10 protein-coding genes are annotated in these 12,569 nt (G+C 43.4%); 9 read left to right on the top strand and 1 reads right to left on the bottom strand.

Annotated features, from left to right (window positions below; translation table 11 throughout):
* Positions 1-9: 9 nt before the first annotated feature.
* The 3 genes from gap to QEP08_RS10840 are packed head-to-tail and all read left to right on the top strand — an operon-like array spanning position 10 to position 1,889.
* Positions 10-987 carry a type I glyceraldehyde-3-phosphate dehydrogenase gene (gap, locus tag QEP08_RS10850; protein WP_285057834.1) on the top strand — a complete coding sequence of 326 codons (978 nt, stop codon included), beginning with the start codon at positions 10-12 and terminating at the stop codon, positions 985-987.
* Positions 988-1,035: 48 nt separating this feature from the next.
* Complete coding sequence (locus QEP08_RS10845) at positions 1,036-1,344, top strand: antibiotic biosynthesis monooxygenase family protein (protein WP_285057832.1); 309 nt, start codon at positions 1,036-1,038, stop codon at positions 1,342-1,344.
* Positions 1,341-1,889 carry a GNAT family N-acetyltransferase gene (locus QEP08_RS10840; protein WP_285057831.1) on the top strand — a complete coding sequence of 183 codons (549 nt, stop codon included), beginning with the start codon at positions 1,341-1,343 and terminating at the stop codon, positions 1,887-1,889. The genes QEP08_RS10845 and QEP08_RS10840 overlap by 4 nt, the downstream gene beginning before the upstream one ends.
* On the opposite strand, the gene alaS is transcribed toward QEP08_RS10840, so the two are convergent.
* Positions 1,890-4,601 carry an alanine--tRNA ligase gene (gene alaS, locus QEP08_RS10835; RefSeq protein ID WP_285057829.1) on the bottom strand — a complete coding sequence of 904 codons (2,712 nt, stop codon included), beginning with the start codon at positions 4,599-4,601 and terminating at the stop codon, positions 1,890-1,892. It abuts the gene before it with no gap.
* A 213-nt stretch (positions 4,602-4,814) separates the two neighbouring features.
* Between alaS and QEP08_RS10830 the strand changes: the two genes are divergently transcribed.
* The 6 genes from QEP08_RS10830 (at position 4,815) to QEP08_RS10805 (ending at position 12,569) form a co-directional block, all read left to right on the top strand.
* Positions 4,815-5,150 carry a MerR family transcriptional regulator gene (locus tag QEP08_RS10830; RefSeq protein WP_285057827.1) on the top strand — a complete coding sequence of 112 codons (336 nt, stop codon included), beginning with the start codon at positions 4,815-4,817 and terminating at the stop codon, positions 5,148-5,150.
* Positions 5,151-5,261: 111 nt separating this feature from the next.
* On the top strand, positions 5,262-7,316 hold the full coding sequence (locus QEP08_RS10825; RefSeq protein ID WP_285057826.1) for a helix-hairpin-helix domain-containing protein: 2,055 nt from the start codon (positions 5,262-5,264) through the stop codon (positions 7,314-7,316).
* Positions 7,316-9,127 (top strand): ComEC/Rec2 family competence protein, encoded by a 1,812-nt coding sequence (locus tag QEP08_RS10820; protein WP_285057823.1) that lies wholly within the window; start codon positions 7,316-7,318, stop codon positions 9,125-9,127. Before QEP08_RS10825 ends, QEP08_RS10820 begins: the two co-directional genes overlap by 1 nt.
* Before the next feature lie 79 nt (positions 9,128-9,206).
* Positions 9,207-9,986, top strand: coding sequence for an enoyl-CoA hydratase/isomerase family protein (locus QEP08_RS10815; RefSeq protein WP_285057822.1), 780 nt, complete (start codon positions 9,207-9,209; stop codon positions 9,984-9,986).
* A gap of 34 nt (positions 9,987-10,020) precedes the next feature.
* The gene (locus QEP08_RS10810) at positions 10,021-10,698 is read left to right on the top strand and encodes a hypothetical protein (RefSeq protein WP_285057819.1); all 678 of its coding nucleotides are present in this window, start codon (positions 10,021-10,023) and stop codon (positions 10,696-10,698) included.
* An 8-nt stretch (positions 10,699-10,706) separates the two neighbouring features.
* Positions 10,707-12,569, top strand: coding sequence for an LTA synthase family protein (locus tag QEP08_RS10805; protein WP_285057817.1), 1,863 nt, complete (start codon positions 10,707-10,709; stop codon positions 12,567-12,569).

Below are 12,569 nucleotides of genomic sequence, written 5' to 3'. Positions count from 1 at the left end.
ATAACAGATATGAAAATTGCAATTAATGGGTTCGGCCGCATCGGCCGGATGACGCTGCGCGCCTTAGAAAATAAACCGGAAATAGAAGTTGTGGCAGTCAATGACCTGACTGACATCAAGACTTTGACCCACCTTTTGAAATACGATACAGCCCATGGACGTTTTCCGGGTGAAGTTTTAGAAGATGGTGAAAACATCATTGTAAATGGAAAGAAAATACGGTTACTGAGTGAAAAAGACCCTGCCAAACTGCCCTGGGAAGCGTTGAAGATTGACGCAGTGGTAGAATCTACTGGCAGGTTTACCGATAAATCAGCTGCGCAGGCCCACATCAATGCGGGCGCGAAAAAAGTACTGATCACCGCACCTGCAACCGGTGGTGTAAAAACCATTGTTCATGGTGTAAATGACGAACTGATTGGCGGCGACCAGATCTATTCTACCGCATCTTGTACCACGGGAAGCATCGCGCCGATCCTTTATATTTTGGACAAGGAATTTGGCGTGGAATCCGGCTATATGGTTACTGTTCATGCCTTCACAGCAGATCAAAACCTGCAGGATGCGCCTCATAAAGATTTGCGCAGAGCCCGTGCGGCCTCGTATTCTATTATTCCGACTACAACCGGCGCTGCCAAAGCTATCGGAGATGTCCTGCCTAATCTGAAAGGCATCATGGATGGCTATTCTTACCGTGTCCCGGTGATCGATGCTTCAATAGTTGACCTTTCTATCAATCTTAAAAAAGAGGTGTCTGCAAAGGAATTGAATGACTTGTTTAAACACTATGCAGAAAACTCGCTGAAAGGGATTCTGGAATACACCGAAGAGCAGCTGGTTTCTTCTGATATCCTTGGCAATACCCACTCCTCTATTCTGGATGGCAGTATGACCAAAAACATTGGTAAAATGGTGAAAGTTGTGGCATGGTACGATAATGAGGTAGGTATTTCCAACAGAATTGCTGAATTGGTTAGTAAACTGTAATAAATAGTCTGCCATTTTTTGCTAAGTTTGGCTAAAAGCAAAGAGATTATGGTATTAGAAGTTGCTATCCTATACATTAGAACCGGCCTGGCTGATCAGTTTGAGGCTGATTTTAAAGTAGCTGGTCAATACATCAGTTCCATTGACGGTTATATTCGTCATACCCTCCAAAAGTGTGTTGAAGTTGATCATAAATACATACTGCTGGTTGAGTGGGAAACGATGGAAGCGCATACAGTTGGTTTCAGGGAATCAGCCGTTTACAAAGATTGGAAGGCGCTGCTGCACAATTATTACGATCCTTTTCCAATAGTAGAGCATTATCTTGAAGTGCCATTATCAAGTCCAGCCAGATGAAAGCACCTGATTTTTCCGTATTCCCGGTATTAGAAACAGATCGCCTGAAACTCAGAAGGCTGGTCCTGAGTGACGCTCCTGAGATCTATAGGCTGCGCTCAGATTTAGAAGTAGCTGTATTGACAGGTATAGTACCTGCTTCCAGTATTGATGATGCAATTGCCCATATCCATAAGATTGAAAAACTGGTGTCTGAAAATGTATCTATGTATTGGGCAATCTCTTTTAAAGAGGATCCGGCGCTGATCGGTACGATCTGCTTATGGAACTTTGACATCCCACAGGAAACAGTTGAAATCGGCTATGAATTGCTGCCTGAATTTAGGGGTAAAGGCATTGCAGCAGAGGCTATTAGATGTGTGACCAATTTCGGATTTGATGAAATGGGCGCAAAAAGCATTACTGCCTTTCCTTCAGAAGCAAATGTGGCCTCTGTCAAACTCCTGGAGAAGCTGGGCTTTAAACCCGCAGATCATGATCATAAAAATGAACACACAAATGTGGCAGGTCTGCTCACATTTGTGTTAGACCGGGAAAGAAATTAGCTATTGCGGCAGTCCATCGATCAATGCCTCGGCCTTTGCAAGCACGGCTTTAAGCCCATCTTTATTTTTACCTCCGGCTGTGGCATAAAACGGCTGTCCGCCACCACCGCCCTGGATTTCTTTCGCCAGTTCCCTTACAATGTTAGATGCGTTTAAACCTTTATCCTTCACCAGATCCTCTGAAACCATGACCGTAATACCTGGTTTATCGTCAATTAATGTCGTAAACACCAGGAACAGCTCATCTACAAGCTCCTTAACTGCATAAGCCAGGTTCTTTACTGCATCTGCATTTGGCAGATCCACATGTGTAGTGATCATGTTAATCCCGTTAACGGTTTTGATGTGGTGCACAATCTCATGTTTAAGATTGGCAGAATGCTCTGTTACAGCTTTTTCAGCATCTTTCTTTAGTCTGTTATTTTCTTCTATTAAGGCTGCAACAGCAGTACTCAAATCCTTATTGCCCTTTAACAGCGCTCTCAGTTCATTAAGTTCCCTGTTCTGATCGAGAATGAAAGCTTCAGCTTTATCTGCTGTAATGGCCTCTATACGCCTTACTCCTGCCGCTACAGCACTTTCTGACGTGATTTTAAAATAACCAATCTGTCCGGTCGCCTGTACGTGGGTACCCCCGCAAAGCTCCTTTGAGTAATGATCATCAAAAGTGATGACCCGCACCAGATCACCATATTTTTCTCCGAACAAAGCCGTCACACCGCTTGAAATGGCCTGATCGTAAGGTACGTACCGCTGTTCTTTCAATGGAATATTTTCCCTTACCTTTTGATTGACCAGATGCTCTATTTTAGCGAGTTCTTCATCTGTTACTTTAGCGAAATGAGAAAAGTCAAAACGCAGATAATCCGGATTGACCAATGAACCTTTCTGGTTTACATGATTGCCCAGCACTTTCTTCAGGGCTGCGTGCAATAAGTGCGTTGCGGTATGGTTATCCTGCGAAAGCATGCGTTTGTCTTCGTCAATCACTGCCCAGAATAGCCCCTCTACATCACCGGGAAGGGTATCTGCATAGTGAACGATAACTCCGTTCTCCTTTTTAGTATCGGTGATCTCCACAAAGAAAAGCCGGCTATGGTCTTCAAGGCGGCCGGTATCTCCTACCTGACCTCCGCTTTCAGCATAGAAAGGAGTTTTGCTGAGCACGATCTGGTATTGTTCTTTACCTTTGGCAATTACCTTACGGTATTTTATAATCTCTGTTTCGGCTTCTACGTCATCGTAACCCACAAATTCCACTTCCAGTTCAGGGTTTACCAGGATCCAGTCTCCTGTGTCGATGGCTGTAGCTGCTCTGGAGCGCTCTTTTTGTTTGAGCAAAGCTTTGCCATATTCGTCCATATCTACAAACCAGCGCTTCTCCCGCGCCATCAGTTCGGTAAGGTCAATCGGAAAGCCATAGGTATCCTGAAGCTCAAAGGCGAACTCTCCGGAGATCACCATCTGATCTTTTAAAATGCTGTAAACCCATTGGTCTTCAAAAGATTTTTCCAGTTCAATGGCATTCTCCGCCATCAGCAGCTCAGCCTGCTTTTTAGTGTAATTATCAAAGCGCTGGATACCTGTAGCTAAAGTTCTTAAGAAAGAGACCTCCTCTTCCAAAACGACCTTTTGTACAAAATCCTGCTGAAGCGCAAGTTCTTCAAACACCCCTTCAAACTGTCTGGCCAGTACAGGCACCAGCTGGTTTAAAAATGGTTCTTTAAGGTTCAAAAAGGTATAGGCATAGCGTACTGCGCGACGCAGAATTCTTCGGATCACATAACCAGCCTTATTATTAGATGGCAGCTGCCCGTCTGCAATGACAAATGAAATGGCACGGATGTGATCTGCCATCACCCGCATGGCAATGTCTGTTTTCTCATCAGCACCATAAGCAACACCGGCATGCTGAGCTATAAACTGGATCAGCGGCTGGAAAACATCAGTATCGTAATTGGACGATTTGCCTTGCAAGACCCTGACCAGGCGTTCAAATCCCATACCTGTATCCACATGCTGAGCAGGCAGCGGCTGCAATGAACCATCTTTAAGCCGGTTGAACTGCATAAATACATTGTTCCAGATCTCGATCACCTGCGGATGATCGGCATTGACCAGTGATTTGCCTTCTATTTGTGCACGCTCATTGTCCGGGCGACAATCTACATGAATCTCTGAACAAGGTCCGCAGGGGCCTGTATCGCCCATTTCCCAGAAATTGTCTTTCTTATTACCAAGGATGATGCGGTCTTCAGGCACATATTGTTTCCAAAGTTCAAAAGCTTCCGTATCTCTCGGCAAACCTTCTTTATCATCTCCCTCAAAGATGGATACGTATAACTTGTCTTTAGGGATTTTATAGACTTCAGTCAGCAATTCCCAGCTCCATGCAATGGCTTCTTTCTTGAAATAGTCACCAAAGCTCCAGTTGCCCAGCATTTCAAACATGGTGTGGTGGTAGGTGTCTATTCCTACTTCTTCGAGGTCATTGTGCTTGCCCGATACCCGCAGACAGCGCTGCGTATCGGTCACTCTCGGATATTTAACAGGGGCTTCGCCGAGGAACAGGTCTTTGAACTGATTCATTCCTGCATTGGTAAACATGAGCGTAGGGTCGTTTTTAACGACAATAGGTGCTGATGAAACAATGTGGTGTTGTTTGGATTCAAAAAATTTTAAGTACGCCTGTCTGATTTCCTTAGCTGTCATCTTTATCTTGATTAGTGCAACAAAATTAGCATATTATTGGATTAATCCGCTAAGATGGACTTACATAAAATGATACATTTATTGGCTTGTGCTAAAGTTATTTGCGGGGAAATATGAAATATTTTTATTCCGGATCATTAATACTTGCATAACTTTATCTAAGTTTGAATACTTTAAATAAAAGCCATAAGACACTAACAATCAACCCTAATTATGCCTTACAAAGAACGGGAAATCAATAAAATGTACTTCACGATGGGTGAAGTGACCGAAATGTTTGGTGTGAATGCATCGCAGATCAGATTTTATGAAAAGGAATTTGATGTGCTGCAGCCCAAAAAGAACAAAAAAGGCAATCGCCTGTTCACGCCGGAGGACATAGAAAACCTGAAAATGATCTTTCATCTGGTGAATGATAAGGGCTTTACGTTGAAGGGTGCCAAAGAACACCTGAAAAACAACAGCGGCGAAGTAAAGGAAAATCAAAAGATCATCGCCTCACTGGAGAAACTGAAAGACTTTTTATTGAAGCTCAACGAGGAGATCTAGGCGTTATTCGTTGAATCAGCAAACATTATCCCCTCTGATAATCAGCATGTTTTAACTTAACCGGATAATTAATTACTTATTTGCTGAAAATTGCAGCTCTTTGGCAAATTTATGTCAAAAAGAGCCCGGTTCATTGTCATCAGCGTTTTAACGTTATGGGTTGTCGGTCTGCAAGCGCAGGACCACGACCCGGTAAAAGACATTATTGAAAGTCTGGCAGAGAACCTGGCGGATGATTACGACTTGTCCGAACTGAGCGAGCGCCTGAACTATCATCTCAAGCACCCTATAGATCTGAATAAAGCCAGCCCGGCACAGTTAAAAGAACTGGTATTTTTGTCGCCCCTGCAGATCAGTAATCTCATCGAACACATCAGCAATACAGGCAGGCTGGCTGACGTGCTGGAGCTTCAGGCGATAGACGGCTTTGACCTGCAAACGATAAACCGGATGCTTCCGTTTATCACCACAGGTATACCCTCAGGCATTTCCGGGCTGAATTTACCGGACCTCTATGCAAAAGGCAGCCACGACCTGATCCTCAGATACGGACGGATCCTGGAAACACAAAAAGGATTTACCGATTTGCCGGGAAGCAGGTACCTGGGCACGCCGGACAAGCTATTGCTAAGATATAAGTACAATTACGATGATTTCCTATCCGCAGCACTTGTTACTGAAAAAGATGCCGGAGAATACCTCTTTAGAAAAAAGTCCGGAGCAGACCACCTGTCCTTCCACATTTCTTTTCGTACACCGGGAAGGGTTAAAAAATTGGTTATTGGAGACTATAGTCTCCAATTTGGACAAGGATTGACCCTATGGTCAGGCTTTTCTTTTGGAAAAGGCCCGGATGTGACTTCGGTAGCAAGTAAAGACATTGGCCTGCGGGCCTATAATTCTTCGAACGAAGCCTCTTTTTTCCGCGGACTAGCCAGCACCGTTGGTCTCTCGCCTAATTTTGACCTTACTTCTTTTGTTTCATTCAGAAAACTGGATGCCTCGGTAAAATATCCGTCTGACGGGCATCCTACACTTCAAAATATAAACATCAGCGGACTGCACAGAACGGCAACAGAGCTGAAAAATCAGAAAAGCCTGGAACAGCTGGTTTATGGCATGGTGCTGCAATACACCGCGGATCATTTGAATGCAGGACTGGTTGGTTACAAATCCGATTATCAGCATGAATTTGTAACAGGGACTCAGCTGTACAACAAATACGGATTTACAGGAAGACAGCTGATCAATACCGGGTTTCACTACAACTATACTTTTAAAAACATCTATTTTTATGGGGAATGGGCACATAGTCTCTACAGCGGATGGGCCTTTGTAAATGGGGCGCTGGCAAGTTTATCTTCAAAAGTATCGGTCGTAGTGCTGCACAGAAATTATGATAGAGATTACCACAATTTTTTTGGCAGTGGTATAGGCGAAGCCACAGAGATCAGTAATGAAAAAGGTATCTATACAGGCCTGAATTATATGCCATCCGGACGATGGACATTTTCAGCTTATAGTGATTACTTCAGGTTTCCGTGGTTAAAATACAGGATAGATTCAGCTTCTTCAGGATATGAGCTGCTCGGACAAGCGGCCTTTACACCAAACAAGAGATTTAAAGCACTGATCAGGTACAAGAGAGAAGTAAAGCAGCAAAATCCGGATGCAGGCAGTAAATTTCAACACCTGGAAAGGGTAAAAAAACAAAGCTTCAGACTGGACTGGAACTGGCAGATCAATAAGGAATTTAACCTTCATCAGCGTGCGGAAATGTCTAATTATCAGAAAGGAGGCCAGGTCCCCGAGACTGCAATGAATAATGAATATGGTTTTCTGATCTTTCAGGATGCGGATTATAAGCCTGCCCGGGGTTTGCTTTCAGGGAACGTCCGCGTTGCGTATTTCCGCACCCCGTCTTATGACAGCCGAATCTATGCTTACGAAGACAATGTGCTTTACGGGGCAAGCTCAGGGGCTTACAATGGTAAGGGCATTAGAGCTTACCTGAATGTCAGATACAGGCTAATCAAGTCAATGGACGTCTGGGCAAGGTACGCCGTCTATTTGTATCAGGACATGGAAACGATTGGCTCAGGCCTGGATGAGATCAATGGCCGAAGCAAGTCGGATGTTAGAATACAGCTCAGGTACCAGTTTTGATGAACAGTCACGAAATTCCTTTTGTAAAAATCCTGCTCCCTTATGGATTGGGCATTCTCATCAGCTATCCATTTGCTTATATTCAATTACTTTGGACCTGTGCGCTGATCTGTCTGTTATTGCTTCTGAGCTTGGGCAGCTTAAATGTATATTACCTGAAATTGAAAGCCTACCGCTTTAAAGGCACAATAGGATTGGCTTTTTATTTCTTCTGGTTTACCTTTGGCGCCTTTTTCTGCGTATTTCACCAGCAGTCTATTAGATCAGATTATTTTGCCGGTAAGAGGTTCCAATATCTAAAAATAAGGATCGTAAACGAACCTCAATCAAAAGACAACATTATAAGATTTAAATCTCTGGTGGTCAGCGTACATAATGATACGGAAAACAATCAATCTTTAGAAAATAAAGTGCCGGCAGCCACAACAGTTTCAGGCAACCTGATGGTCGCTGTTAAAGCCGATACGCTCAGCCCTGTTGTCCTCAGTTATGGCGATGAGCTGATCATTAAAGCAGAGCCCAAAGAAATCGAGCCACCTTACAATCCTTCGGAATTCGACTACAGATCCTGGCTTGCCATGCAGAACATTTATCACCAGGCCTTTCTCAAACAGGCAGATTTAATTAAAATAACGAGCGACACCGGAAACCCAATTGTCGCCTTTGCTTTGAAACTTAGAAAGGAGCAGGTAAATTTCTATAGAAAGGTCCTTAAGAAGGATGATGTTTTTGCATTTGCGTCGACACTGATCCTTGGCTATAAATCTGACCTGAGCCAGGAGACCATGAATATTTATGCCAAGACAGGTACCATACATGTGCTTTCTGTTTCCGGGATGCATGTCGGAATTGTCTATGTAGTCCTCAACTGGCTTTTGCAGTTCCTTGACCGGAAACGCTGGTCTATGCTGGTCAAAACGATCTTTATCCTTTCGTTCCTGTGGTTTTATGCCCTGCTGACAGGCCTCTCTCCCTCTGTTTTAAGATCTGCCGTCATGATATCAGTATTTATTATTGCCAAATCCTTTGTCAAAAAAACAAACAGCTACAACATCATCGCCTTCACAGCGTTTATCCTACTGGCCTGGAATCCATTCCTGATCTGGGATATAGGTTTTCAGCTTTCCTTTCTGGCAGTTTTGGGCTTAATATGGCTGCAACCCAAAATAGAAGGCTGGCTGCATATTAAAAATAAATGGCTGTACAAACTATGGAGTGCCCTGGCCATTTCCCTGGCGGCACAGCTCATCACTTATCCTTTGAGCGTGTACTATTTTCACCAGTTTCCGGTATATTTTCTAATCAGCAACTTGTTTATTTTACTGCCTGCGGCACTTTTGATGTATCTTGGCATCTTCCTGCTGATTTTCAGAATAGAAGCACTCGGCCCGGCTTTTGAGTGGCTGATCAACTTTTCCAATGCCGGATTATTGAAAATTTCCGGATTGCCTCATGCAACAATATCGGGTATCTGGATCAGCAAAGCGGAACTCCTGATGCTATGTATCGCAATTGGGCTATTTATTTTAGCGCTTTCGCATTACAACAAACGCGCATTGTTTACATCGCTGGTATTTCTGCTGTGCTTTCAGTCACTTTTGCTGACGAAGAAAGCAGCAGCACTCAAACAAAAAAAAGTGATTGCATTTAAAATCCGCAATCAAATAATCCGGGGACTCATTTCCGGACAGGAAATAACGCTGATTACTTTAAAAAAAACCGGTGAAAAGGATTTCAATTATTTTATTAAACCGGCAATTGATCAGCATCAAGTTAAAAAAATAAACTGGATTCTGTTAAAGCAAGATTAATCCTCCAAATAATCCTTATTAAAGACAATTTTATTTATGTTTGATCCCATAGTAATTCGATAAAAAAATACAAACGGCAATGACTGAAAACCTTGTTTTATATACTGTCACCGAACGAATAGCTACCATTACAATAAACAGGCCGGAGAAGCGGAACGCCCTAAATCCGGAACTGGTATCCCTCCTTACCGAAGCTTTTATCAGGGCCTCTGAGGACGATGACGCAAAAGTCGTCATCTTAAACGCAAATGGCCCGGCCTTCAGCGCAGGCGCCGACCTTGCCTATCTGCAGCAGCTTCAGTACAATACGTTTGAAGAGAACCTTGCTGATTCTGAAAACCTGAAACGCTTGTTTACCACGATATACTACCTGCCAAAGATCGTGATCGCACAGGTTGAGGGCCATGCCATAGCTGGCGGCTGTGGGCTGGCAACTGTTTGTGACATTATCTTTTCGGTACCCGAAGCCAGTTTTGGCTATACGGAAGTCAAACTTGGTTTTGTTCCTGCCATCGTATCCTGTTTTCTGATGCGCAAGACCAGCGAAACCATAGCAAAAAAGCTGTTGCTCAGTGGCGAACTTTTCCCTGCCGAAAAAGCATTGGAATATGGATTGATTACCTACGTAACAAACAAAGCAGACATTCATCTAAAAACGAAAGAATTTGCATTAAATTTGTGTACTGAAACTTCAGCCAACTCGTTAATGGTAACAAAACAGCTCATCGGCCTGACCACCAATCCGGGATTGGAAAAGAGCCTTTCTATGGCTGTACAGATCAATGCCAGGGTAAGGGACAGTGAGGATTTTAAAAAAGGCATCAGTGCGTTTTTATCAAAGGAAAAATTACGGTGGTAACCATTATAATCAGATCAACTTAAAAAATCATAACATGTTTAAATCAATCAAGACCGGAGTATTAACTGCCATTTTAATCAGCGCGGCCATAATCGCCAAGGCTCAGAAAAAAATCACTGAAGGCACCCTTACATATGGGATGGAGTATTCGCTGACAGCAGAACAAGAGCCAATGGCTGCTATGTTACCAAAAGAAACTGTAGTGAGGTTTAAAGACAACCTGTCGAAGGTAGAATTGAGCCAGGGACCTGCGCTGATCAAGATCATTGACGATAAAACCTCAAAAACCGGGTTGCTGCTGATAGACGTACCTATCGCCCAAAAACAGTTTGCAGTAAAGATGAGCAAAGAGGATATGGAGAAAAGCAGAGAAGGTGCTCCTAAATTCTCTGATTTTAAAGCAACCGGCGAAAAACAAAAAGTAGGCATTTATAACGCAGAAAAGTACACCTACAAAGACAGCAATGGTGCTGCCTATGAACTCTGGTCGACCACTGACTTTGATCTTCCTGAAGGATATAAAGAAGCTGACTTTAAGGATATTAAAGGAACGCTGGTAAAATTCACCATGTTCCAGAATGGGGTAAAATCTATACTTACATTAAAAAACCTTAAAGAAGAAAAGATTGCACCATTGTCTTTAGAAATACCTAAAGGCTATGAAGAGAAAACGATGGATGAAATCAAAGCGATGCAGGGCGGCGGTCAATAAAAATACAAATGTTTAAAGGCCTCCTGTTTTTTATACGGTATTTCCTCTTCTGGCTGTTATTTTTCTTTATTGACCGCCTGATATTCCTGCTGATCAATTCCAAAAAAATAGCCGCTGTCCCATTTTCTGCGACTGTCGCTACTTTTTATCATGCCCTGCCGCTTGACCTGTCTATGACAGCCTATATTGTAGTAGTGCCATTGCTGAGCTATGTATACTGGTTGCTCAGTGGACGAAAAATTATAGAACTGAAATGGCTTTCCGTTTACAACAAGGTACTTATTGTACTGTTCAGCATCATTTCTGTTGTGAATTTTAACATATACCGGGAATGGGGAAGCAAGATCAATGCTAAAGCAGTCGGTTTTGCCATTTCTACTCCTAATGAAGCCCTGGCATCAAGTGCGTCCTCTCCCATTGCCTTAACCATTTCCATGCTTGCTTTGCTTGTGGTCCTGGGTTTTATAATACAACAGTGGATAGTGCAAAGAAAATTAACATTTGAAGCTGTTTCGATTTGGCTCAGGTTGCTTGTGGTACCCGTTTTATTTGCCGGAACCTTTCTGCTGGTCCGCGGTGGTCTCGGCGGTTCGCCGATTAACCAGAGTATGGCTTATTTTTCTAAAGAACAGGTATTGAACCATGCCGCGGTAAATACCGAATGGAACCTGCTTCGCAGCGTCCTCGCAGCACGCAAAGCCAGCAGCAATCCTTATTTATATTTTAGTAGGCAACAGGCAGAAAAATACGTAAAAGACTTGTACACACCTGCAAAGGACAGCACCATCCATGTCCTGAAAACAGACAGGCCCAATGTGGTGCTGTTCATCATTGAGAGTTTTACTGCTGATCTGACCAAAACGCTGGGAAACGAAGAAGGCATTACCCCAAACTTTGATACACTGATCAATAAAGGTGTGCTGTTCAGCAAGATCTATTCATCCGGAAGCCGTACTGATAAAGGCCTGATGGCCACGCTGGCAGGCTTTCCGACACTGGCGGCAGGCAGTGTTGTAAAATGGCCCGATAAACTGCAGAAGCTTCCCGGGCTGTCACAGCCCTTATTTAAAAATGGATACAACACCGCTTTCTTTTACGGAGGAGAATCTGAATTTGACAACTACAAAGCATTCATACTGAGCCACAACTATCAAAAACTTGTTGACAGAAATGATTTCAAAATCAAAGGCAAATCTCCCTGGGGACAGTTTGATGAAGATGTATTTAAACGCCAACTCTCAGACCTGAACAAGGAAAAGCAACCTTTTTTCTCCACCACCCTTACCCTCACCAATCACGAACCTTATGTACTGCCGGGCAGGCCCAGGTTTGGATCAGATGACAACAAAGCCAAATTTAAAAGCACGGCCTATTATACCGATTCCTGCATCAATGCGTTTCTGAACACCGCCAGAAAACAAGCCTGGTACAAAAATACCTTGTTTGTATTCATTGCTGACCATGGACACGTGCTGCCCAAGGACAGGGTTGATGTTTTCGTACCGGAACGCTATCATGTGCCACTTTTATTTTATGGAGATGTGATAAAGGAGGAGTTCAGAGGAAAGAAATTCACAAATGTGGGCAGTCAGGCCGATGTAGCCGCAACAGTACTCGCGCAACTCAACATCCCGGCAACGGAATTCATCTGGAGCAAAAATCTTTTGAACCCCTACACGAAACCTTTTGCTTTTTTTAGCTGGGACAACGGCATGGGTTTCATGAATAACAAACAATGTGTTACTTTTGACAATGTTGGAAAAATGGTATTGTACAACAGCAATCCCAAGGACAAAGACGAAGCAACCCATGTCCTTAATGCTGCTAAGGCTTACCTCCAAACTGTATATCAGCAATTTATAGAACTCTGA

This window comes from Pedobacter ginsengisoli, assembly GCF_030244015.1.
Taxonomy (GTDB): Bacteria; Bacteroidota; Bacteroidia; order Sphingobacteriales; family Sphingobacteriaceae; genus Pedobacter; species Pedobacter ginsengisoli.
The sequence above is the reverse complement of the archived record's forward strand: the minus strand, read 5'-3'. Positions and strand labels throughout refer to the sequence as shown.